Genomic DNA, 22,509 nt, shown 5'->3' on the forward strand with positions numbered 1-22,509 from the left:
CAATGTCGACATTTGTTCCCCCCGCGCACGCCGAGCGCCGCTCCAATCGTTCTGAGGCCCCGGCCCGCTGGATCCCCGGAACAGCGGCGCTCCGGTACGGCGGCGACTACAACCCCGAGCAGTGGAGCCGCGAGGTGTGGGTCGAGGACATCGCGCTGATGCGCGAGGCCGGGGTCAACCTGGTGAGCGTCGGCATCTTCTCCTGGGTGCTGCTCGAGCCCCGCGAGGGCGAGTACGACTTCAGCTTCCTCGACGATCTGATCGGCCTGCTCGGCGACGCCGGCATCGACGTCGACCTCGGCACGCCGACCGCGGCGCCGCCCGCCTGGTTCTGGGCGAAGTACCCCGAGGCGCACCCTGTGATGCGCGACGGCACCCGTCTCGGCTTCGGCTCCCGCGGCATGGTCAGCCCCAGCTCCCCCGAGTACCGCCGCGCGGCGACCGGGATCACCGAGCAGCTCGCCCGCCGCTACGCGCAGAACCCGACCGTCGTGATGTGGCACATCCACAACGAGTACGGCGCCCCCATCAGCGACAGCTACGACGACTACTCCGTCGCCGCGTTCCGCGCCTGGCTGCGCGCACGCTACGGCACCCTCGACGCGCTGAATGCCGCGTGGGGAACCACCTTCTGGGGCCAGAGCTACGGCGAGTGGAGCGAGATCGACGCGCCCCGCCTCTCGGCGAGCGTCAGCAACCAGGCGCAGCGCCTCGACTTCCAGCGGTTCACCTCCGACGCACTGCTCGCCTGCTACGTGGCCGAGCGCGACGTCATCCGCGAGTATGCGCCGAGCACCCCGATCACCACGAACTTCATGGCGACCAACTGCCCGTCGATCGACTACTGGAAGTGGGCGGAGGAGGTCGACATCGTCGCCAACGACCACTACCTCGTCGCCGAGCGCCGCGACAACCACGTGCTGTTGTCGATGGATGCCGACTTCACCCGTTCCCTCGCCGGCGGCAAGCCGTGGATCCTGATGGAGCACTCCACCTCGGCCGTCAACTGGCAGCCGCGCAACATCGCCAAGCGGCCGGGCGAGCTGGCCCGCAACAGCCTCGCCCACACCGCCCGCGGCGCGGACGCCATCATGTTCTTCCAGTTCCGGGCCAGCCGTTTCGGCGCGGAGAAGTTCCACTCGGCGATGCTCCCCCACGCCGGAACCGGCACTCGCCTGTGGCGGGAGGTCGTGCAGTTCGGCGCCGATCTCGGCGCACTGGCCGCCGTGCAGGGCTCGACGGTGACGGCATCCGTCGCCATCGTGTGGAGCATCGAGTCGTTCTGGGCGCTCGACCTCGAGTGGCGCCCCTCGGTCGAGCTCGGCCACCGCGAGCGCATCGAGGCCTACTACGCGGCGCTCTGGTCGCTCGGCGTCACGGTCGACTTCGTGCTGCCCGGCCACGACCTGAGCGGCTACGACGCGGTCATCGCGCCGAGCCTCTACCTGCTCGACGCCGACTCCGCCGCGAACCTCGACGCCTACGTCTCCGGCGGCGGCACGCTGCTCGTCTCGTACTTCTCCGGGATCGTGGCCGAGAACGACGAGGTCTACCCCGGCGCCTCCCCCGGCGCGCTCCGCGACACCCTCGGCCTCGAGATCCACGAGTTCCTGCCCCTCTACGCCGACGAGACCGTGACGCTCAGCGACGGCCGCAGCAGCACCGCCTGGAGCGAGGACATCGTTCTGACCGGGGCCAGCGCCGTCGCCGAGTACAGCTCAGGTCCGGCGTCCGGTCGCCCGGCCATCACCCGCAACGAGCGCGGCTCCGGCGCCGCCTGGTACGTGTCGACGAAGCTCGTCGGCGAGGATCTGCGCTCGCTCATAGTCACCGTCCTCACCGAGGCCGGCACGGCGATCGCCGAGCTGCCCACCGACCTCGAGGTGGTGGTGCGCTCGAACGAGAGCACCGACTTCTCGTTCTTCATCAATCACGCGGATGCCGCGGCCACCGTGCCGCTGCGGCTGGCCGCCGCTGGCACCGACGCGATCACGGGCGAGCCCGTCGGCGCCGACGTCACCGTGCCGGCCGCCGGGTTCCGGGTGATCGCCAGCCCGCGCGCCTAGCCGGCCACTGGGGCGCGTCGCTCAGGCGTGCCCCGTGGCGCAGCGGCTCAGATGGTGAAGTCGGCGGGCGCCGTCGAGACGACCGGGCTCGGCGCCGCGGCATCCGTCGAGTAATTCGCCGTCACCAGAATCGGCATGTGGTCGGAGGTGCCTCGCGGCAGCGTCTCGACGTGCTCGATGTCGAGGCCGACCGAGGTGGCCAGGTCGAAGTGCCCGCGGAAGAACTTGTAGCGCGTGTAGGTGCGCTTGTCGCTGAGCGTCAGGTCGTAGCCGGCGTCGCGCACCTTGTTGCTCAGGTTCTCCTTGAACACCGGGTAGTTGTAGTCGCCGACCATGAGCGTCGGCAGCCCGGGGCCGAGCTGCCAGAGCTCACCGAGGGCCGAGTGGATCTGGTGCCGGCGCAGCGAGTTGAGCGCGGTGAGCGGGGCGGCGTGGAAGGAGGCGACGATGAGTTCTCGCTCCGCCTCCCGGTCGTAGAGCCGCGTGCCGATCAGCCGTTCGTGCGCCGGGGTCAGCACCCGGTCGTGCAGCGACTTCTTCAGCGAGAAGGTGCGGGTCTCGAGCGCGTCGAAGCGCGTCTGCCGGTAGTAGACGGCGAGGCCGAGCCGGTTGCGGCTGGTCGAATCGGCCAGCCGCAGCTCGCCGATCACGGCGGGCATGTCGTGCGTGTCGAGCTCCTGCAGGCAGAGGACATCCGCCGCGTAGCGCTCACACAGCGAGATCAGCTCACCGCTGGCACTGTGCTTGCGCAGGTTGTAACTGATGATCTTCACTACACACCCATCGCCATTGTTGCCGTACCCACCTAGCCTAAACCGCGCGCCGACTAGCACAGCTAGCGCGCAGCGAACTCCCGGCTTCATGCGGTGGCGGATGCCGCGGCATCCGCCACCGCATAATTTCAGCCCCGCTTCAGCTCGGATGCGCCATGATGAGCACACTCGGACAGCCGCGACGCGAGAGGGAGCTGCATGCGCATACTCGTGGTCGACGATGAGGCCAGGCTCGCCGATGGCCTGCGCCGCGGGCTGGAGGCGGAGGGCTTCGCCGTCGACGTCGCAGCAACCGGCCCGGACGGGCTCTGGCTGGCGCGCGAGCAGCAGTATGCCGTCATCCTGCTCGACATCATGCTTCCCGGCATGAGCGGCTATCGGGTGTGCGAGACGCTGCGGGCGGAGCAGAACTGGACCCCGGTGCTGATGCTCACCGCCAAGGACGGCGAGTGGGACCAGGTCGAGGCCCTCGACACCGGCGCCGACGACTACCTGAGCAAGCCGTTCAGCTTCGCCGTGCTCGTCGCACGGGTGCGCGCGCTGATCCGCCGCGGCGCGGTGGACAGGCCGCGCGTGCTCGAGGCGGGCGACGTGCGCCTGGACCCCTCGACGCGGCAGGTCTGGCGGGGCGAGGCGGCCGTCTCCCTGACGGCGCGCGAGTTCGCCGTGCTGGAGCTGTTGATGCAGCGACCTGGCGACGTGTTCTCGAAGAAGCAGATCCTCGAGGGCGTCTGGGACTTCGACTTCGACGGCGACCCGAACATCGTCGAGGTGTACGTGCGGCACCTGCGCAACAAGCTCGACCGCCCGTTCGGCCGCGACGGCATCCAGACCCTGCGCGGGGCCGGCTACCGCATGGCAGTCGACGGTGGCTGAGCGGCGGGCCCGCGCACTCTCGCTCCGTGCGCGCATCACGCTCGGGGCCGCCCTGGCCGTGGCCGCCGGGCTGGTGCTCGGCGCGCTCGGCTTCTACTTCGCACTCAGCGCCTCGCTCACCGAGAACCTCCGGGCCGCCGCCCTGCAGGACGCCACCGCGATCGCGGCGCAGATCGACGCCCTCGGCCTCACCGACGACGACAACAGCGGCCGCGGCGGCGGCGATGACGACGACGCGCAGAACGCGCCAGAGCACCTCGATGCGCTGTTGGACTTCGGCGACGATCGTTTCGTGCAGATCTTCGCGGATGACGGCAGTCTGCTGGCATCCGAACCCGACTCGATCCCGGCCGATGTGCAGTTCGTCAGCGCACAGGCCGAGGCCGACGAGCACGTGCGGGTCGTCGCGGGGCGCAGCACCGCGCAGCTCTCGGAGACGCTGGCGACCGTCGGGCTGCTGCTCGCGGTCAGCGTGCCGCTGCTCGTCGCGCTGGTGGCGCTGGTGACCTGGCTCGTCGTGGGTCGGGCCCTCGCGCCGGTGGAACGCATGCGACGGGAGCTGGACGCCGTGACGGCCGCCGACCTCGGCCGCCGGGTCGACGAGCCGCCGGGCAACGACGAGATCGGCCGGCTCGCACACACCATGAACGGCATGCTCGACCGGCTGGAGGCCGCCCAGCGGGCGCAGCGCCGGTTCATCTCGGACGCCTCGCATGAGTTGAAGTCGCCGCTGGCGTCGCTCCGCCAGTATGCGGAGGTGGCGCGCGCCCACCCGGAGCGCATCGGTCAGGCCGAGCTCAGCGACGCCGTGCTCGACGAGGGCGGCCGGCTGGAGCACCTGGTGCAGGGCATGCTCGTGCTGGCCCGCACCGACGAGGGCGCGCTGCCGCTCACGCTCGGCGAGGTCGACCTGGACGATGTCGTGCTCGCCGAGGCGAAGCGCCTGCGCGAGCTCGGCCGGGTCACTGTCGACACTCGCCGAGTCGGGCCGGCGCGCCTGCGCGGGGATGCGGGGCTGCTGCGCCAGCTCGTGCGCAACCTCGCCGACAACGCCGCCCGGCACGCCCGCGGCGCCGTCGCGTTCGAGCTGGGCGAGGCGCCGCGCGGGCCGGCGGGTGCCGGTGCCGGGACCGGTGCCGGTGCTGCCGGGCCCGGCGTGCTGCTGGTCGTGCGCGATGACGGGGACGGCATCGCCCCGGCCGACCGCGAGCGGGTGTTCGAGCGGTTCCTGCGACTGGATGACGCGCGCAGCCGGGCCGGCGGCGGCAGCGGGTTGGGCCTGGCGATCGTCGCCGAGATCGTGCGCGCACACGGCGGCACCGTGGCGGTGCGCGGCGCGGAGCCGGAAGGTGCCGGGCGGGGCGCCGTCGGGACGGGCGCGGTCTTCGAGGTGTGGCTGCCGCAGCGCGCCTGAACGCACGTTCAGCCGACTTCAGCCTGGCTTCAGCACCCCGGGCGCACTCTGGACCCACACCTCGCGACGAGGACAGTGTGAATGTCAGGAGTCAGACCATGAAGAAGCGCATTGCCATCATCAGCACGCTGGGAGCGGCCGGTGTCCTCGCCCTGGGCGGGGCCGGAATCGCCATCGCTGCCGCCTCGTCCGGCGAGCCGGGCTCCTCGTTCGGAGCCGTCGTGGCGGCATCCGACGGCGGCAGCAGCGCCACGCCGTCGCCGGTGCCGAGCACGAGCGGCACGCCGTTCCTGGACGACGACGGGGACGGGGACGACCACGGTGGGCACGGAGACCACGACGGCGACGACCGGGACGACCACAGCGGCCGCGGCCACGACGGTGACCACCAGGACGACGATGCCCTCGTCTCCGATGCCGACCGGGCCGCGGCCAGCGCGGCCGCCCTCGCCGCCACCGGCGGCGGGACCGTCACCGATGTCGACGCCGACGACGACAGCACCCACGCCTGGGAGGTCGACGTCCGCCTCGACTCCGGCGCTGACCTCGAGGTGAAGCTCGACGCCAGCTTCACCGTGCTCAGCGTGCAGAACGACTAGCCGAGCGCCGGCTCGTGCCCCGATCCCTCGGTGGGGGCCGGGGCGCGTTCCACGCTGTGGTGCCGCCGCTCGGTGGCGAGCTCCTGCAGGTCTTCGAGCTGCAGCAGCTGCATCCGGGCGTGCCGCTCCTCGTCGTAGTTCTCGCCGAGGTCGACGGGCTCGTTCTGCGCGGCCAGGGTCGACACCACAACGTTGCCGACCTCGTCCCAGGCGGCCTTCTTGGCAGCCTCGACGACGCCGTCGACGTACTCGCGGTTCTCGCGCAGCTCGGTCAGGCGCTGCGCCAGACCCGAATAGGTCTCCTCGCGCAGCAGCAGGTTCTGCACGTCGCTGCGGCGGTAGTCGTGGTGCCCGCTGGCGAGGCCGGAGGTGCTCTTGGCCGCCAGCCGCGCCGCCCTGATCCGCTGCGCCTGCTCGCTGGCCTCCTCGGCGAGCTTCGCGAGGTTCTCCCGCACGACCTCGGCGTAACGCTCGGCGTCGAAGTCCCGGTCGCCGCGGAGGGCCCCGATGATCACCTGGTTCTTGGTCTCCATGCGGGTGGCGTACTCGGCCAGCAGCACGCCCTCGTCCACGGCGCGCTCACGGGTGATGCGTCGGGGCGCGGGCAGCTTGCTGGCGTCGAACTTCGCCATCTTTCTGCGCTTGCGCCGGAACCACATATTTCTCCTCAACGGATGCCGCGGCATCCCGCGGCCGTCAGCGGCCGCTCCCATGCTCAACAGTATCCGAGCGGCACAGGGCCCTCGGCCGGTTCGGCGGTTCGAGCGGTTCGAGCGGCGGACGCACATTGGCTCCCGGGCTTCCGGGGCTGTGTCGCGTGCGAGGTCTCGATACGCTCGTTCCTCGCTACTCGACCAGCGGGGGTGCCGCGGCATCCGGCCCGTCGCGGCCCCCGATCTGTCTCGCGGCCCTCGACATACCACGTGCCGCGAGACACACCGCGGGCCCCGAGAGGCATGCGCGCGCGGATGCCGGGGCCGGCCGATCACGCTGGCTCCCGGGCTTCGGGGGCTGCGCTGCTCCTCCGTCGCGGCGCGGCCCCCTCCAGCCGACGCGGGGAGGGGCCCGCGGCGGCGGCGGAGGCTACTCGCCGGCCTCGACCAGGTTGATGAAGGCGCTCAGCTCGGCCAGCCCGCTCGGCGTCACCGGCAGGTACTCGATCAGCTCCGGCGAGTAGAGCAGGTACGCCGCCCACTTCGCGCGGGAGATCGCCACGTTCAGGCGGTTCTTCATGATCAGGAAGCCCATGCCGCGGGGCACGTCCTCCGCCGAGGATGCCGCGAGCGACACGATCGCGATGGCCGCCTCCTGCCCCTGGAACTTGTCCACCGTGCCCACCCGCACGTCGCCGAGGCCCGCCGCGACGAGCGCCGCGTGCACGACCTGCAGTTGCGCGTTGTACGGGGTGACCACGATCACGTCGCGCGGCTCGAGCGGCCGCGACATCCGCTCGCCGTCTGCGGCCGGCGCCGCCTCGCTCCACGCGGCGCCGAGCGCCCCGCGCACCAGCTCGACGACGGCCGCCGCCTCCTCGACCGACTCGGTCGAGTTGCCGCTGTGCGCGACGGGCACCGAGCGCAGCCCCGGCGCGATGCCGTCGAGCAGCCGCTCGCCCGCCACCGGGTGTGCGCGCAGGGCGCCCTCGTAGCTGAGCGCCGAGACCGGCGCGGTGACGGCCGGGTGCATGCGCCGGCTCTCGGCCAGGAAGAAGCCGAACGCCGGCGGCAGCACGTCGTGCCCGGCGCTGACCCAGCCGAGCGCGGACTGGTCCACCGGCTCCGGGTGGGTGCCCTGGCTGACCTGCGGCAGCTGCTGTGGGTCGCCGAGCAGCAGCAGGTTCGTGGCGGCGACGCTGGCCGCGATCGTGGAGGCGAGCGAGAACTGCCCGGCCTCGTCAATCACGAGCAGGTCGAGCGAGCGCCGGGTGAAGCGGGCCGGGTTGGCGAAGTCCCAGGCGGTGCCGCCGATGACGAAGCCGGATGCCGCGTGGTCCAGCGCGAACAGCAGGTGCCCGTTCTTCTCCAGCTCGGTGTAGCCGGGCACGCGCGCGCCGGGTTCGGTGCCGCTCTTCGGCACCTTGCCGACCAGCGCCCGGTCGAGCCCGGCCCGGACGACGCCCTCGAGGAGGTTCTCGACGACGGCGTGCGACTGCGCGACGACGCCGATCTTGTAGCCGTGTTTCTCGACCAGCTCGGTGATCAGGTGCGCGCCGAGGTAGGTCTTGCCGGTGCCGGGCGGGCCCTGCACGGCGAGTGCCTGGTGGTCCAGCGCCAGCGTGGCGGCGATCACTCGCTCGAGCGCGGGTCCGGATGCCGGTTTCTCCCCCGAATGCCCTGCACCAGCCGCGCGTGGCGCCACCCGGCGCAGCAGGTCGACGACGGCGTCCCGCGGCCAGCCGGAGGAATCGGTGTCGCCGGCGCGGCCGGCATCCACGATGCCCTGCGCCCAGCCGGCGATCGCGTCCTTCTGCGCACCGGCGGGCGGCGGCGAGCTGGGGGTGAGCGCCACCGGCACGCGGTCGTAGGGCTCGGCATCCCGCGGCAGTGTCTCCAGCACGAGCACGCCGCCGTCGTCGTCGACGTCGAGCACCTGCACGCTCTTCGCGGCCCGCGCCCACGGGTTCGCCCGCTCGTCCGGCCAGGGCGCCGGGCTGTCGTAGAGCAGGAACGGCCCGGCCTGGTCGCCCTTCTTGATGGAGCTGCCGGGCGCGACGGCGCCGCGGATCCGCAGCCAGCGCCGGTCCACGCGCTGCTTGCCCTCGCGGTGCCAGTCACGTTCGACGGTGGCCGTCTCGACCACCATCACGTCGCGGGTGTCGGCCCAGTCGGCTATCGGGTTCTCCAGCCGGGCGAAGTGCTCCCACCAGAAGCTCTTCTGCTCGCGCTGGTGGTAGTCGAGTGCGGCGGCGGCGAACGCGGCCGCCGTCTGGTCGGCGCCGCGGGCCAGGTCGAGCGGGTCGCCGGCGCGCGCCAGCAGGGCCTCGCGGAGCGGCGACGGCGCAAGCTCGATCACGGCGTCGCGGTCGGCGTTGGCGGCGGCCGGCGTGATGCCGTGCTCGCGGGCCAGGCCGAGCAGCCAGTCGCGCAGCTCGAGCGTGGAGCGGCAGTCGTACTCGTTGTAGCTGGCGATCTCGTCGAGCTTCTGCGCCCCGGCCTCCGCGTCACCGGCATCCAGCAGCGCCATTGCCGTCGCGTACTCGGTGATCGAGTCGGCGGCATTGGTGACGCCGGCCTGATCGCGCTCCTCATCACCCATGTAGAGCGGCTCGAGCTTCTTGATCGAGTAGGAGCGGCTGCCGACGCGCAGCGCCGCCCGCACGATCGGGTACAGGTCGACGAGCACGTTGTCGCGCAGCAGCTGGTCGACCTCCTGCTCGCCGACGCCGTGCCGGGCGGCGAGGCTGAGCAGGTGGGTGCGCTCGTAGGCGGCGTAATGGTAGATGTGCATGCCCGGGTGGGCGGCCCGGCGCTCGGCGACGTAGGCGAGGAAGTCGATCAGCGCCTGGCGTTCCTCGGAGTGGTTGTGCGCCCAGAACGCCACGAAGCGGTGGTCGGGTTCGATCAGGCCGAACAGGTAGTCCAGCCCCCAGCGCGCGGGGGCGCCGTCGCCGCCACCCTGCTCGCTGTAGAGCGGGTCGCCCTCGAAGTCGAAGAAGATGTCGCCCGCATCCGGCACCGGCAGGGCCTCCAGGGCGGATGCCGCCACCACCTCGAACGGCGGAACACCCTGCGCGCCGGCGCCCGCCGCGGCCATCGCCTGCAGCTGCAGCCGGGCCTGCGCGCAGAGACCGGCCAGGGCGGCGTCGCCGATGCCGTCGATGCCGCGCCGCACGCCGTCGTCGGCAGGCGAGGGCTCGCCGAAGGCCGCCAGCTCGTCGATCGTGCGGATGCCGGCCGCCCGCAGTTTCAGCCGCTGGCTGCCGCGCAGGCCCGCCACGAGGAACACGTCGCGGTGCGCCTGGATCTCGGCCTCGCAGCTCTCGCACTGCCCGCAGGCGGCGTAGCGCTCGTCGCCCCACGCGACGATGCCGGTGTCGGCCCGCCGCTCGGCGATGATCCGCAACAGGTGGGCCCGGCGCCGCCGGTACACCGGCAGGATGTCGACGACCCGGTGCTCGCTGACGCTGCCGTCGCCGAGCAGCAACTGCACGGTGTCGGCGACGGGCACGCCGATCTTCTCGAGCTGTTCGACGTAGGCGGCCAGCTGCAGCAGCGCCGTCACCTTGGCCGAGCGGGCCAGCTTCGTGTCCTGCACGAGGTAGCGGCCGTCACTCTGGCGCACGATGAAGTCGGCGAAACCGATGAAGTCGCCGTCGAAGAAGGCGGCCTGGAAGACGACGGCGGCCCCGGAGGCGAAGGCCTCCGCGGTGGCGGCGAGCGCGGCATCCCGGGCCACGGCGTCGAAGGCGCTCGGCCGGTCGATCTCGATCACCCCGGTGCCGACGCCCGCGAAGGCACCGAACTGGGCGCGGTAGCGCTCCAGCACCGCTTCCTCGTGCGCATCGCCGAGCCTCCCGGCACGCTCCAGCATCGCATCGGCCTTCTGCGCGACCCGGTCGGCGCGGCCGAGCCGGGCGTCCAGGGCGCGGAGGAAGGCGAACTCGCACTTCGACGCCGTCGCCAGGTCGGAGGCGCTCGTCACCACGACGTCGTCAAGCAGAAACACCCAGACCTCCTCGCGCGTGGCCACTCGGCTCCGCTCCCTCCGAGGCTAGCCGCTGGCACCGACACGGCCGGACGGCGCGGCAGGAAGGGCCGGCCCGCCGCCAGGGCCTGGGCGTTCCCGAAGCGGCTAGTGCCCGAGCGCCTTGTCGATGCTCATCACGAGGATGACGCGGTCGGCGCTGTCGGCCGGCGGCTGCTGGGCGGCGTTGCCGTAGCGCTGCCCAAGGCGCACGTAGAAGGCGCCGCTCGGGTCGTCGATCACCGCGCTCAGGTGCCCGCGCAGCTCCACGTAGGTGTGCGGGTCGGCCGGGTCGATCACGGCCAGGCTCATCGACGGGTTGTGCTTGAGGTTGCGGAACTTGCCGCGCTTGTTCGTGTGCGTGAAGTGGATCTCGTCGCCGACGCGCTCGAACCACATCGGGTTCACCTGCACCGTGTTGTCCGGGCGGATCGTGCCGAGAGCGGCGTAGATCGGCTGTTCGAGCAGGTACTCCAGGTTCGCGGGAATCACAGTCATACTGCAGTGAACCACGGATGCCGGCATCCGCACGCCAGGCGGGCCCCGTGCCCGACCCTTGCCCTGAGCCGGGCCAGCCCGTATTCTTCGAGACGTTGGGCCGACCGTCGGAGGGGCGGGCGCCGCGTTCCCGCTGAGCGGAGCGGCAGGGCCCACGACACAGCCATCAAGGGGGATCCGCCGTGCAGCTCACCGCATCGTCGAAGCGTGCCGCGCTCTGTCTGGGCGTTGCCACGCTCGGCGTTCTCGGCCTGAGCGGGTGCGCCGGCGAGCCGGCCGCTCCCCCGGCCACCGTCTTCGTGACGGTGGCGCCAACCCCGCCGCCGACGCCCACCGCCACGCCGGAGCCCGAGGCGCCTCGGACGGAGCAGCCGGTCGACTCCGCCCCGCCGATCGTCGTGGAGATCGAGCCGAACGCCCCGGCGGCCCCCGTTGTGCCCGGACCAGCCGTGGACCTCGGGCTGGTCGACGGCGCGATGGGCCCGATCACGGCGGCCGGCGACGGCGCGCTCCTGACCTACACGGTCGTCAGCGGCGACGTCTTCTTCGACATCGCGCAGCGCTTCGACCTGCCGCAGCAGCAGCTGCTCAAGATGAACCCGTCGATCCCGTCGCTCGGCACCGAGATCTACATCGGCCAGGTCATCAACCTCGACTGGACCACCACCCGCTAGACCCCCACGCTGCGGAGGCGGCCCGGGTCCGGATGCGGCGGCGCGTCAGCCACGCCCCGGCGAGCAGCAGCATGCTGCCGAGCAGCAGCCACGGCGCGGAGTCGACGCCCGTCGATGCCAGGGCGCCGTCCGAGGTGCCGGCCGGGACGGCCGGCGGAACGACCGGGGGCGCGACCGACGGAACGACCGGCGGCACGACCGGTGGCATAACAGGCGGCACGACCGGCGGCACGACCGGGGTTGTGACCGGGGGTGTGACTGGCGGCGTGACCGGAGGTGTGACCGGCGGGACGACGGGCGGCTCCGCGACGGTGAAACGCACGATTGTGACAGCGCCCGTGGTCTGGCCGACGAAGGCCAGCAGGTATGTCCCCGGCGCCAAGCTCGGCAGCACCAGCCCGGCGCGGTTGATCGCACCGTCGGTCACCGGCAGCGTGCCGAGCGGCGTCTGCGGGTCATAGAGGAACACGTCCACGAAGCTGTCCGTCGCCTCGCCCCACGGCAACGGGGCGGTGTCCGCACCGCCACCTGGCAGCACCGGCCACCCGTTGTCTCCGGCCTCCCCCAACAAGTCGTCACCGTCGATCGCGGGCGCGGGGCCCTGCGGCAGCCGGGCGTTCACGAGCAGCGCGACCGCGGTCGAACTCGACGCGGCGAACCCCGTGTCGGCCGGCGTGAACGCGGCGCGCAGGCTGTGCGACCCGGCACCCAGCGCGCTCGTCGTCACCGAGAAGGTACCAGCGGCCAGGCGGAAGATCCCACCGGAGAGAGTGCCCCGCCCGAGAGAGGTGTCGCCGTCGAACAGCTCAATGCTGCCGCGCGCGGTGGCCGGGGTGACGGATGCCGTCACGGTCACGCTCGTGCCGGCGGCGACGGCCGCGGCATCCGGCAGCACCGACAGCGAGACGCTGGTGTGCGCCGCCCAGCGCGCGTGCAGGGTGGTCGGCGCGACGACCGCGTCGGCGAAGTCCCACGCGCTGCCGCCGCTGGGCGCGGTGAACCACCCGAGGAAGTCGTGCCCGGCCCACTCGGGATCCTGGGGGCGCAGCACGAGCGCACCATGGTCGAGCGTCTGCGCCGCAACATCGCTGCCGCCGGCGCTCTCGAAATCAACCGGGTAGCTGTTGATGCTCCAGTGCGCGGTCAGGTCCACGGGCCCGGTGACCAGCGTGCCGAAGCTCCACGCCGTGTCCGCGCCGGCCGCAAACCATCCGCCGAAGGTGTAGCCGGCACGCACCGGCTCGGCCGGCTCCACGATCGCCGTGCCGTGATGTGCGGAGCGGGTCTCGATGGCGCTGCCGTCACCCCGGTCCAGCGTCACCGCGTAGCTGTTGAGCGTCCAGTGCGCGGTCAGGTCCACGGGCCCGGTGACCAGCGTGCCGAAGCTCCACGCCGTGTCCGCGCCGGCCGCGAACCAGCCGCCGAAGGTGTAGCCCGCACGCACCGGCGCGGTCGGCTCCGCGATCGCCGTGCCGTGCGTCGCCGAACCAGAGTCGACAGCGCTGCCGTCACCGCGATCAAGGGTCACCGCGTAGCTGTTCGCCGTCCACCGTGCGGTGAGCGTGACCGGGCCCGTGACCGCGGTGCCGAAGTTCCAGGCCGTGTCGGAGCCCGCCGCGAACCACCCGTCGAATCGGTGTCCGCTGCGCAGTGGCGCATCGGGCTCCGCAATCCTCGTGCCGTGAGCGGCCGACGAGACGACGGCCGGACTGCCGGCGCCCCGGTCCATGGTCACCTGGTAGGTGTTCAGTGACCACCGGGCTGTGAGGGCCACGGGGCCGGTGATCGGCGTACTGAACTCCCACGCGGTGTCTTCGCCCGCCGCGAACCACCCGAGGAAGCCGTGCCCGGTGCGCGTCGGCGTCGCGGGCGCGGTGGCCCGTGTGCCACCATCGACCCGCTGTGTCTCGATGGGGCTGCCGTCACCTCGATCGAAGGAGACCGTGTGTTGTTCCACCGCATTCCACTGCGCGAACCAGGTGCCCGACGCGGTGGCGAGCGCTGTCGAAGCCTCAAGCCGCACGCCGGAGCCGGTGGCGGCCGACATCCAGCCGAGGAAGGCGTGACCGTCGCGCGTCGGCGCAGCTGGCACGCCCAGCAGGGCGTCGGCGAGCGTGGGTGCGTAGACCCGGACAGGGGCCGGGGTGGGCGTGCCGCCCTGCGCGTCGAAGCTGAGCGGGTAGTTGTTTCCCGTGACGGTGCCGCTGAGGGCGCCGAGAATCGTTCCGGCGTTGGCCAGAGACGCCCCAGTGGGGACGGTCAGCCTGCTGCCGCCCGCAACCACGAGAACACCCGCGTTCGTCAGCGAGCCGGTCAGCGAGTCGCCCGCGTATCGGATCGCCTGGGAATCGTCGTAGCCGGTCGCCCCGCCACTGACGGTCACCCGCGCGGCCGACCCGATCGTGATGGTGGCCGGCAGCCCCTGGGTGCACACTCCGGTGTCCCAGTTGTACCCCCCGGCGGTTCCGAGCCCTGGCGAGCATCCGCCCCGCCCCTGTGCGGTGACGATGCCGCCGTCGATCGTGATGACTGGTCCGGGCGCCGGCGCCGTGTCGGCCCCGAAGCCGGCCCAGCCGCTGCCGATTCCGGCGGAAGTATTGTCGGCTCCAGTCGCTCGCACGGTGCCACCGCGGATCGTCACCGGCGGCGTTGGTGATCCAACGCCGCCGCCGATGCCCGCGCCACCGGTCGTGCCCCCATAGGCTGTCACGTCGCCGTCGATGATGGTGATCGAGCCGTCCGGGCTCGCAGCGCCGATGTTTCCGGCACCGATGCCGCTGGCGCGCAGGCCGCCGAACGCGACGACGGTGCCGCCGGTGATCGTGATGACTCCGAGCGTTCCGCCCGGTCGGCCACCGATTCCCGCAGCTCCCCCTCCGCCGCGGGCATCCAGTATTCCCGGTCCCTCGATGGTCAGCGCGGCCCCCGCCGGCACCCCGATTCCGGGTTGGCCGTCCGTCGAGTATCTATCCCCTGCCCCTTCCACGGTGAGCACGTGCCCGCCGAGGTTGAGCGTGAGCGAGACGCCAACCGGTGCCACGAGCGCCGCGCCGCCCTGGGTGATGTCACCGCCGAGTCGCACCACGCCACCGGCGGCGAACGCCGCCTCCAGCTCTGCGAAGGTCGTGGGGTCCGCAGCGGCCGAGGCGGAGTCCACGGGGCCAGCGACCACACCGGCCAGCGCGAGCGCGGACACAAGCGTCGCGCTGAGCACACCGCGCAGAGCCCGGTGTGCGATTCTGCGCGCCCCGCTCGGGGTTGCTGGGCGGGCAGGCAGAGCGGCGGCGGCGGGGCCACGAGAATCCGACATCCTCCCACGCTGCCAGCCCAACCGGGCCGGGACTATGGGCCTAGGTCGCCACTTGGCTGTGGCGCGTCATCTCGCCCGGATGCCGCGGCTCAGACGAACCTGACCGCGGCCTGCAGCCGGGTGCGCACCTCGAACAGCTCGGTTCCGCCGATGCGGGCGGCCCCGGGCAGCCCGTCGCGCAGCACGCCGGGCAGGCGGGACTGCGTCACGAGCGCCGTCACGGCGCCGCGCGACTTGCCGAGGATCTCCAGCGAGCTGGGCGCCGCGTCATCCGGGACGACGATCAACAGCCCGGTGAACTTCACCTTGGCCGCCTTCGAGACCGACTTCGCCCGCACCGCCAGATCGTGCATGGGCTGTTCACCGTTCAACGCCTCGCCAATCAGCTCGCCGCGCTTGATGCGCACCTCGCCGCCCCAGTCCTCGCTCTGCAGGGCGAAGAGACCGGTCGGGCCGAGCACGACGTGGTCGAGCTTCGGCGGCAGGGCGGGGCCGGCGGCGCTCGTGGCGATGTCGTGCCAGACCGAGAAGCCGATGCCGAGGGTTGCCACCTGGCGCGCGGTCACCTCTTCGGCGAGCGCGTTGGCCAGCAGATGGCGGATGTCGCGGGGCGCCGAGCGCACCAGCGCCGGGTCGTACGGGTCGCTCAGGGTGCGACCGCGGCCGACCCACTCGCGCATGAGCACGAGGTAGCGCTCCCGGCTCCAGCCGCCGGGGTGCCCGTGCGAGCGGGCCGTCGGCCGGGAGTCGCGGCGAGGGCCGGCGGCCTGCGCCGTCCAGGTGTGGCTCGGGGTGGACCCGGCGCCCGGGCCGCCCCGGTCGTAGCGGGCGCGCGCCTCACTGGTGCCGACCAGCACCCAGGCGCGCTGCACGGCGTCGAAGCGCACCGGGTCGCCCCCGGTGTCCGGGTGGGTGGCCCGCAGCATCCGCCGGTAGGCCTTGCGCAGCTCCTCCTCGTTGACGTTCGAGGCGACGCCCAAAACTTCGTAGGGTGACGCGGAGAGGGGGCTGTCCTGCATGGATCACTTTCGGGCGAGATCAGAATGGTCACACTGAGACTAGCGGCCTCCGCCGAGAGCACGATCAGCGGGCGTCGAAGCCGCTTGCGCGCCCGCCCGGTGCGGCCTACCGTGGCGACAGACGGGCATACGCCGCGAGCAATCGCGCTGCGCCCGTGCTGCTCTCACCGAAGGAGGCAGACATGTCCCCACTCCTCATCATCATCGTGGTGATCGCCGTGCTCATGCTTTTCGCCGGCAGCCTCATCGACGCGATCGGCTGGATGTTCTGGCTCGGGGTCGTGCTCCTCGTGGCCGTGTGGCTCGACTGGCTGCTGCGTGCCCGGGCCGCGCGACGCGACAACCACCGCTGAGCCGAGCACAGGGGGCGGGCGGATGCCGCGGCTCAGGCCTCGGGCGGCAGCAGGATGCCGTCATCCAGCAGCCGGCGCGCGCCGCCCAGCAGCTCGGCGCGCAGCTCGGCCTCGTCCACCTCGAGCAGCTGGGCGAGGGCGCCGGCGATCGCCCCGACGCTGAGGCTGCCGTCCGAAGCGCCGACGAGGGCCGCCAGCGCTGTTCCCGGCGAGATGGTGCGGGCGAAGCCGCCGCCCTGGCGCAGCAGCAGCTCGCTCGGGTCTTCGTTGCCCGGCCAGTAGTGGCGCTCCTCGGTCACGTCGCCGGAGACGGTGAGGCACGCCTCGGCGAACTCAGCGTCGCTCTGGGCGGCGTGCCAGTCGTGGGCGGCGAGGCAGTTGCCGAGGTGCACTCCGAGGCCCCACTCGTTGTCGCCGAGCGGGGTGTGCAGGCGCTCGAGGCGGGCCAGCGTCGGGGTTTCGTCGGACAGGCGCAGCAGCACGTAGCCGAAGCCGACCTGGGTCACGCCGCGGCCGGCGAAGTCGTCGAGCCACGCGCCGAACAGCTGGTCGAACTCGGGGGTGCCGGAGCGGGTGCCGCCGTCGCGGATCCAGGTCTCCGCGTACCGGGTCGCCGACTGCACCTCGCGCTCCACGATCCAGTAGTCCAGCGCGGGCTCCAGCCAGCCCTGCAACCGGTCGAAGGCATCCGGGACCGCCGCCGTGTACTCCCAGTTGCCGAGCATCTGCAGCACGCCGCCCGGGGCGAGGTGCGCCGCGGCATCCCGCATCACCGTCTCGACGAGGGCGTCGCCGACCATGCCGCCGTCGCGGTACTCGTAGCTCGGCACGCCGTCGACCCGCGGCGTGATGACGAACGGCGGGTTGCTGATGATGTGGTCGAACCGCTCGCCGGCGACGGGCTCGAACAGGCTGCCCAGCCGGAACTCGACCCCGTCGATCTCGTTGAGCGCGGCGTTGAACGCGGCCAGCTCGAGGGCGCGCTGCGAAATGTCGGTGGCGACGACGCGGCCGGCGTGCCGGGCGGCGTGCATGGCCTGGATGCCGCAGCCGGTGCCGAGGTCGAGCGCCGAGTCGACGGCGTTCTGCAGCATCAGAGCCGAGAGCGTGCGGGAGGCCCCGCCGACGCCGAGCACGTGGTCCTCGCCGAGGGGGCCGCCGCGGGCGAGCTCGCCGAGGTCGGAGGTGATCCACCAGGAGGCGTGGCCGCGGCTGTCGGTGAACTCGTAGGGGCGCAGCTCGAGCAGGGCGCGCAGCGAGCGTTCCGGGGCGATGAGCACAGCGGATGCCGGCCAGAGCAGGCCGAGCGCGATGGCGCCGTCCGCGCCGAGCTGCGGCAGCGCCGCCTGCACCTCGCTCTCCGGCACGCTGCCGCCGAGCAGGAACAGCTCGGCGAGTGTGGCGAGGGTGCTCGGCTCCCCGTTCCGGGCGCGGAGCGCGGCGAGCGCGCGCAGCGCGGGGAGGCGTTCGTTGCGACGGAGCGCGTCGGCGGCATCCGGGCCCCACAGCCCGTCGAGGGCGGCCTGCGTAAAGTGTGCCGCCGACAGGTCGGCCCGGAGCCGAGCGATCGCGGGGAGGTCCAGTCGGACGGCTGGGCCCGCGGCGGGTGCGGAGTCGGCGGGCGGGTTCAGTTCAACGGCCATGCCTCAATTCAACTGCATGCGCGCTGCACCGGCACACCGGGCACCGGTCAGGCCGACGCGCCGACGAGGTAGTCCCGCAGCACCGCGGCGTGGTTCACGAGCGGGTCGCGCGCCCCGTAGACGAGGGTGAGCGTCGGGTTCGCCGTGGCCAGGCGGCGCAGCTCGGCGACGGCGGCGACCGCCGCCGGCGCGCTCTCGAGCTCCGCCCGGTAGCGGGCAGCGAACTCGTCCAGCCTGGCCGGGTCGTGCCCCCACCAGGTGCGCAGGGCGGGGCTCGGCGCGGCATCCTTCAGCCAGAGGTCGAGGGCGGCGCGCTCCCGGCTCACCCCGCGCGGCCAGAGCCGATCCACCAGCACCCGGAACCCGTCGCCGGGCTCGGCATCCGCGTAGGCGCGCTTGATCTGAACAGCCATAGTTCATGCTCGCAGCTTGCGGGCGGAAAGCAAGACGCGCCGGGATTTCGCAGTCGGCATCCGGATTCGTCTGCTGGAATGTGTGCATCGTGAGGGTGCGCGTTGCGGAGGGCATCCTGATGAACAAAGGATTGGTGTGAACACACGCACGGCCGAGTACCCGCGGCCTCATCACTTCCTGCTCCACCTGAGCGACACCCACCTGCTCGCCGCCGACGGCAAGCTCTACGACCGGGTCGACAGCACCGCCCTGCTGCGGCGGCTCTTCGACGAGGTCGAAGCGTCGGGCGGGCGGCCGGAGGCGATCGTCTTCACCGGCGACCTCGCCGACAAGGGCCAGCCGGACGCCTACCGGCGACTGCGCGAGATCGTCGAACCGGTCGCCGCGCGGCTCGGCGCCCGCGTCATCTGGGTGATGGGCAACCACGACGACCGCGGGGCGTTCCGCCGCGAGCTGCTCGGCGAGGACCCGTCGACGATGCCGGTCGACGCCGTGCATGACCTGAACGGGCTGCGGCTGATCACCCTCGACTCCACCGTGCCCGGCCACCACTTCGGCGCGGTCACCACCGCCCAGCTGGACTGGCTCGCCCGGGAGCTGGCCATGCCGGCGCCGCACGGCACCATCCTGGCGATGCACCACCCGCCGATCCCGAGCGTGCTCGACCTCGCCGTCGCGGTCGAGCTGCGCGAGCAGGCCCCACTGGCCGCGGTGCTCCGCGGCAGCGATGTGCGCAGCATCATCGCCGGGCACCTGCACTACTCCTCGACGGCGACCTTCGCCGGGATCCCGGTGTCTGTGGCGTCCGCCACGTGCTACACCCAAGACCTCAACGTGCCGGTCGGCGGCACCCGCGGGCGCGACGGCGCTCAGGCGTACAACCTCGTGCATGTCTACCCCGAGACCGTGCTGCACTCGGTGGTGCCGGTCGGCGTCTCCGCGCCGCTCAGTGCCGCACCGCTGAGTTACGTCGACGCGGCTGAGACGGCGCGCCTGCTGGCGGCCGACGGCATCCGCATCGCCCCGTCGACGGTGCCCGGGCCGCCGACGAGACCGACCACCGTCCTGGCCTAGGGCGGGCGCGCGGTCAGGGCTGGGCGGATGCCGCGCCGGCCTCGGCGTCCGTGTCGGCCGGGCGCTCCGCGTCCCGCTCCCATGGCGCGGGAAACGGGAAGTACTTCTCCAGAAACTCGGTCACGGCGGCCGTGCGTGTCTCGTTGGAGATCTCGGGCTTGCTGCCGTCGTTCAGGCAGAACATGTCCTGGTCGCGGCGTTTGACGAGTTTGTCCATAGCGGGCAGCGCCGAGCGCAGCGTCGTCTCGATGTACTTGACCCGCGCGAGGGTCTGGGTGACGGCGTGCCCCGTCATCAGCGCGTAGTAGTGGTAGAACGAGTTCGTCACGGAGATGTCGGTGGCCGAGCGGAACTGGCTGGCCGCGGTGCGGGCGAAGTCCTCGGCGAATTCCCGCTCCATGGTCTCGAGCACATCGGTGCGCAGTGGCGCGGCACAGTGCTCGAGGTGGCGGGTCGTCACCTTGCCGAAGCGCTGCTTGAGCAGCCGGCGGTTCACACGGGCTGCGTTCTCGAACCCGCTGCGGCTCGGGTTGCTCTCGCCGAGCCCGATCCGGGTGCCGGCCTCGACGAACTTCGTCACGCCGCCGGGCGAGAAGAACAGCTCAGGGCTGAGCGGGCGCCCGAAGAACATGTCGTCGTTGGAGTAGAGGAAGTGCTTCGCGATGCCCGGGATGTGGTGCAGTTGCGACTCGACCGCGTGCGAGTTGTGGGTGGGCAGGGCGTCCGGGTTCTGGAAGAACTCCTCGCTGCGCACCACGGTGACCCGCGGGTGCTCGCCGAGCCAGGCCGGCACCGGGGAGTCGGTGGCGATGAAGATGCGGCGCACCCACGGGGCGAAGAGGTAGACGCTGCGCAGGGCGTACTTCAGCTCGTCGATCTGCCGGAAGCGCGCGTCGGAGTCGTCGCCGTCACCGACGACGTAGCCGGCCATGCGCGCCGCCCGCGCCCGCTGGAACGCGGCGTCGCTGCCGTCCACCCAGGAGAAGACCATGTCGATGTCGAAGCTGACATCGCTGGCCAGCTCGGCGAACATGTGCTCGAGGGTGCGCCAGCGGCGCCCGTAGAGCTCGACGGTGTCTTCGACCGCCTCATGCCGGGGCATGCGCGCGCGCATCAGGGCGTTCTCGCGCGGCGCGACGATCTCGTCGTCGCCGAAGCGCCAGAGCTCCAGCTGGAAAGCGGTCTCCGGCCCGTACCGCAGACGGCCAATCGGTTCGACGCGGGGGCGGTAGAGGCGGAAGACCGCGGCCTTGCGCGCCGGGGACAGCACACCGTCGGCGAGCAGCACGGAGGGTTTGCCCGGCCGGTCGAGCGTCGCGGAGTAGAAGGGCTCGTCGCGAAACGCCTCGGCGAGCGCACGGCTCAGCGCCCTGCGCTGGCGGCGGTCCACGGCGATCACCGGCCGGTCGTTGTCGCCGCGCACGAGCAGGAAGTCGATCCCGGCGTCGATGAGCGCCGCCCGCACCGCGAGGAGGTCGTCGACCATCGACTCCTGCGGCGTGAAATGCCCGGAGGTGAGGGTGTACTCGCCGCGGCGCAGCACGAGGTCGGTGCGGGCGAAGCGCGGCGGCGTGCCACCCCCGAGGGGCACGGTCGGCTCAGTCTGACGGCGCAGGACCGGTTCGGGTTCTGCGCTCAGAAAGCCGTGCCGTTCACGTTCGGGGGCGAGGGCCCTGGCGTCGTCGCTGCGGGCGAAGGCCGCCGGCTTGCTCTGGTCGCCCAGCGGGTGGAGTGTTTCGGTGTCACGCGGGCGGTCTGTCATCGAAGCGGCCCCTCTGCACATCGGCCAGAGCATGCGCGCCTCTGCCACGCGGCGCGTGCGGCGACCCAAGATGGCTGATCACAGACTAGCCTGCGGGCCCACAGGGCTCGCCGATGCGCGCATCCGGCGGCTACCGGCTCCAGCCAATCTCGGGCACGTGCTGCGCCGAGTAGCGCGGGTGCGGGATGACGGTGAGCGGCTCGGTCGGCGGCCCGAAGTCGGGAAGCGGCGGCACGGCGGGTTCCGGCTTGGCCTCGGCGCGCAGGCGTGCAGTGCGTGCGGGCCGTGCTGCGGCGGCATCCGCCCGACGGCGGGCGACGCGATGCTCGATGGCGGCGCCGCGCTCGTTCAGTGCGCGGACAATGGACTCGAACTCGTCGTACATGTGGGGGCTCCAGAGGGGGAAGATGGCTACCGACACACACTCCTCCCCCTGGCATCCGCACAGATCAGGGCAGCACCCCGAGCGCGCTGCGGGAGAGCACTGAAGCCCGCCTGCGTGCAGCAACGGCTCCGCGAACCGCGCTCAGGCGTGCAGCAGTCGCAGCCGCCGCTCAGCCTCCGGCTCCAGCGCCGCCCGGGTGTGCTCGCCGAGCCCGAGGCCCGTTGCGCGCTCCAGGTCGGCCCGCGTGTCGACGTCGGCGCGCACGGTGGACTCCGGGCCGAGCGCCAGCGCCTCGTGCCCCGCCTGCACGTGGCGGGCGAACGAACCGCTGCCGAAGGCGGGCTCCAGCCGGGCGCCGGGGCGCGCGGTCAGGAGCGTGGTGCCGGTGCCGTCGTGGTCGGCGACGACCGCCTGCTGGTGCCGGCCGGCGGCGACGAGGGCGCCCGCCAGCTCGGTGGGGCGGAGGGCCGGCAGGTCGCCGAGCATCACGGCGAGGCCGCGGCCGCCGTGCTCGCCCCTGGCGGCGCGGAGACCGAGCCGGATCGAGGGGTTCAGGCCCTGCACGGCTCCCTGCCGCACGATGCGCAGGGTCGTGTCTTCCGGGCGCACGAGCGGCCGCAGCGCCGCCTCCAGCGTGTCGTCATCGGTGACCACGAGCACCGAGGAGACGCCTCCGGTGCGGGATGCCGCGACGATGGTGTCCAGGGCGATGGCCCTGGCCAGCTCCGGCGTGCCGTCGGCGAGTCGGCTCTTGGCGGTGTCCGAGCGGCGCACCGGGATGACCAGCGACCAGTGCAGCGCACCGAGGTCACGTTCGAGACCCATGGCTCCTCCTCCGCGACGGCAGCTCGTCCACAACAGCTTCTGGTTCCACGGTAGCGGCAATATCGTCGGCCCGGCCCGGGCGGCCGCCACGAACAGAGGCACCCGCGAGATCGTGGGTGCCTCTGTGCGCGCCGGCGTTGT

18 protein-coding genes are annotated in these 22,509 nt (G+C 72.4%); 7 read left to right on the plus strand and 11 right to left on the minus strand.

Going from position 1 to position 22,509, the window contains the following annotated elements; genetic code table 11:
* Positions 1 to 2: 2 nt before the first annotated feature.
* Positions 3 to 2,066, plus strand: a complete 2,064-nt coding sequence (locus BLT62_RS14810) for a beta-galactosidase (RefSeq protein ID WP_083364752.1) — start codon at positions 3 to 5, stop codon at positions 2,064 to 2,066.
* A gap of 47 nt (positions 2,067 to 2,113) precedes the next feature.
* On the opposite strand, the gene BLT62_RS14815 is transcribed toward BLT62_RS14810, so the two are convergent.
* Positions 2,114 to 2,839 carry an endonuclease/exonuclease/phosphatase family protein gene (locus BLT62_RS14815; RefSeq protein ID WP_083364753.1) on the minus strand — a complete coding sequence of 242 codons (726 nt, stop codon included), beginning with the start codon at positions 2,837 to 2,839 and terminating at the stop codon, positions 2,114 to 2,116.
* 198 nt (positions 2,840 to 3,037) lie between these two features.
* Here BLT62_RS14815 and BLT62_RS14820 point away from each other — a divergent pair, with 198 nt between their 5' ends.
* From BLT62_RS14820 to BLT62_RS14830, 3 genes are all read left to right on the plus strand, one after another.
* Complete coding sequence (locus tag BLT62_RS14820) at positions 3,038 to 3,715, plus strand: response regulator transcription factor (protein WP_083364754.1); 678 nt, start codon at positions 3,038 to 3,040, stop codon at positions 3,713 to 3,715.
* Positions 3,708 to 5,129: an ATP-binding protein gene (locus BLT62_RS14825; protein WP_083364755.1), complete on the plus strand. Its 1,422-nt coding sequence runs from the start codon at positions 3,708 to 3,710 to the stop codon at positions 5,127 to 5,129. The genes BLT62_RS14820 and BLT62_RS14825 overlap by 8 nt, the downstream gene beginning before the upstream one ends.
* Positions 5,130 to 5,227: 98 nt before the next feature.
* Complete coding sequence (locus BLT62_RS14830; RefSeq protein ID WP_083364756.1) at positions 5,228 to 5,728, plus strand: PepSY domain-containing protein; 501 nt, start codon at positions 5,228 to 5,230, stop codon at positions 5,726 to 5,728.
* Here the strand turns inward: BLT62_RS14830 and BLT62_RS14835 are convergent.
* From BLT62_RS14835 to BLT62_RS14845, 3 genes are all read right to left on the minus strand, one after another.
* The gene (locus tag BLT62_RS14835) at positions 5,725 to 6,360 is read right to left on the minus strand and encodes a hypothetical protein (RefSeq protein ID WP_083364757.1); all 636 of its coding nucleotides are present in this window, start codon (positions 6,358 to 6,360) and stop codon (positions 5,725 to 5,727) included. The two genes, BLT62_RS14830 and BLT62_RS14835, sit on opposite strands and share 4 nt — an antisense overlap.
* Positions 6,361 to 6,811: 451 nt before the next feature.
* Positions 6,812 to 10,393, minus strand: coding sequence for a TM0106 family RecB-like putative nuclease (locus tag BLT62_RS14840; RefSeq protein ID WP_083365510.1), 3,582 nt, complete (start codon positions 10,391 to 10,393; stop codon positions 6,812 to 6,814).
* A 126-nt stretch (positions 10,394 to 10,519) separates the two neighbouring features.
* Positions 10,520 to 10,909 (minus strand): PPOX class F420-dependent oxidoreductase, encoded by a 390-nt coding sequence (locus BLT62_RS14845; RefSeq protein ID WP_083364758.1) that lies wholly within the window; start codon positions 10,907 to 10,909, stop codon positions 10,520 to 10,522.
* A gap of 182 nt (positions 10,910 to 11,091) precedes the next feature.
* Between BLT62_RS14845 and BLT62_RS14850 the strand changes: the two genes are divergently transcribed.
* Positions 11,092 to 11,583 carry a LysM peptidoglycan-binding domain-containing protein gene (locus tag BLT62_RS14850; protein ID WP_083364759.1) on the plus strand — a complete coding sequence of 164 codons (492 nt, stop codon included), beginning with the start codon at positions 11,092 to 11,094 and terminating at the stop codon, positions 11,581 to 11,583.
* Here the strand turns inward: BLT62_RS14850 and BLT62_RS14855 are convergent.
* On the minus strand, positions 11,555 to 14,740 hold the full coding sequence (locus BLT62_RS14855; RefSeq protein ID WP_172829727.1) for an InlB B-repeat-containing protein: 3,186 nt from the start codon (positions 14,738 to 14,740) through the stop codon (positions 11,555 to 11,557). The genes BLT62_RS14850 and BLT62_RS14855 overlap by 29 nt on opposite strands.
* A 242-nt stretch (positions 14,741 to 14,982) precedes the next feature.
* Complete coding sequence (locus BLT62_RS14860; protein ID WP_083364761.1) at positions 14,983 to 15,912, minus strand: J domain-containing protein; 930 nt, start codon at positions 15,910 to 15,912, stop codon at positions 14,983 to 14,985.
* Between the two features lie 182 nt (positions 15,913 to 16,094).
* On the opposite strand from BLT62_RS14860, the gene BLT62_RS17750 reads away from it, so the two are divergent.
* Complete coding sequence (locus BLT62_RS17750; protein ID WP_156786378.1) at positions 16,095 to 16,265, plus strand: hypothetical protein; 171 nt, start codon at positions 16,095 to 16,097, stop codon at positions 16,263 to 16,265.
* A gap of 32 nt (positions 16,266 to 16,297) precedes the next feature.
* On the opposite strand, the gene BLT62_RS14865 is transcribed toward BLT62_RS17750, so the two are convergent.
* Together BLT62_RS14865 and BLT62_RS14870 are read right to left on the minus strand one after the other, a co-directional pair.
* Entirely contained in the window at positions 16,298 to 17,908 is a 1,611-nt protein-coding gene (locus tag BLT62_RS14865; protein ID WP_083364762.1) for a DUF7059 domain-containing protein, read from the minus strand.
* Between the two features lie 47 nt (positions 17,909 to 17,955).
* Positions 17,956 to 18,321, minus strand: a complete 366-nt coding sequence (locus BLT62_RS14870) for a DUF488 domain-containing protein (protein WP_083364763.1) — start codon at positions 18,319 to 18,321, stop codon at positions 17,956 to 17,958.
* Positions 18,322 to 18,457: 136 nt separating this feature from the next.
* Between BLT62_RS14870 and BLT62_RS14875 the strand changes: the two genes are divergently transcribed.
* A complete protein-coding gene (locus BLT62_RS14875) occupies positions 18,458 to 19,396 on the plus strand; it encodes a phosphodiesterase (RefSeq protein WP_083364764.1) in 939 nt (312 codons plus the stop codon).
* 13 nt (positions 19,397 to 19,409) lie between these two features.
* Here BLT62_RS14875 and BLT62_RS14880 read toward each other — a convergent pair whose 3' ends face one another.
* The 3 genes from BLT62_RS14880 to cofC all read right to left on the minus strand — a co-directional run bounded on the left by BLT62_RS14880 (position 19,410) and on the right by cofC (position 22,368).
* On the minus strand, positions 19,410 to 21,158 hold the full coding sequence (locus BLT62_RS14880) for a stealth conserved region 3 domain-containing protein (protein ID WP_083364765.1): 1,749 nt from the start codon (positions 21,156 to 21,158) through the stop codon (positions 19,410 to 19,412).
* A 130-nt stretch (positions 21,159 to 21,288) separates the two neighbouring features.
* Positions 21,289 to 21,579, minus strand: coding sequence for a hypothetical protein (locus tag BLT62_RS14885; protein ID WP_156786379.1), 291 nt, complete (start codon positions 21,577 to 21,579; stop codon positions 21,289 to 21,291).
* 105 nt (positions 21,580 to 21,684) lie between these two features.
* On the minus strand, positions 21,685 to 22,368 hold the full coding sequence (cofC, locus tag BLT62_RS14890; protein WP_083364767.1) for a 2-phospho-L-lactate guanylyltransferase: 684 nt from the start codon (positions 22,366 to 22,368) through the stop codon (positions 21,685 to 21,687).
* Positions 22,369 to 22,509 lie beyond the last annotated feature (141 nt).

The organism is Microterricola viridarii (assembly GCF_900104895.1).
Classification (GTDB): Bacteria; Actinomycetota; Actinomycetes; order Actinomycetales; family Microbacteriaceae; genus Microterricola; species Microterricola viridarii.

Excerpts from the sequence above, each read along its gene's own strand:
- BLT62_RS14810 (WP_083364752.1), top strand. The coding sequence starts at position 3 with ATGTCGACATTTGTTCCCCCCGCGCACGCCGAGCGCCGCTCCAATCGT.
- BLT62_RS14820 (WP_083364754.1), top strand. The coding sequence starts at position 3,038 with ATGCGCATACTCGTGGTCGACGATGAGGCCAGGCTCGCCGATGGCCTG.
- BLT62_RS14830 (WP_083364756.1), top strand. The coding sequence starts at position 5,228 with ATGAAGAAGCGCATTGCCATCATCAGCACGCTGGGAGCGGCCGGTGTC.
- BLT62_RS14835 (WP_083364757.1), bottom strand. The coding sequence starts at position 6,360 with ATGGCGAAGTTCGACGCCAGCAAGCTGCCCGCGCCCCGACGCATCACC.
- BLT62_RS14845 (WP_083364758.1), bottom strand. The coding sequence starts at position 10,909 with ATGACTGTGATTCCCGCGAACCTGGAGTACCTGCTCGAACAGCCGATC.
- BLT62_RS14860 (WP_083364761.1), bottom strand. The coding sequence starts at position 15,912 with ATGCAGGACAGCCCCCTCTCCGCGTCACCCTACGAAGTTTTGGGCGTC.
- BLT62_RS17750 (WP_156786378.1), top strand. The coding sequence starts at position 16,095 with ATGTCCCCACTCCTCATCATCATCGTGGTGATCGCCGTGCTCATGCTT.
- BLT62_RS14865 (WP_083364762.1), bottom strand. The coding sequence starts at position 17,908 with ATGGCCGTTGAACTGAACCCGCCCGCCGACTCCGCACCCGCCGCGGGC.
- BLT62_RS14870 (WP_083364763.1), bottom strand. The coding sequence starts at position 18,321 with ATGGCTGTTCAGATCAAGCGCGCCTACGCGGATGCCGAGCCCGGCGAC.
- BLT62_RS14880 (WP_083364765.1), bottom strand. The coding sequence starts at position 21,158 with ATGACAGACCGCCCGCGTGACACCGAAACACTCCACCCGCTGGGCGAC.
- cofC (WP_083364767.1), bottom strand. The coding sequence starts at position 22,368 with ATGGGTCTCGAACGTGACCTCGGTGCGCTGCACTGGTCGCTGGTCATC.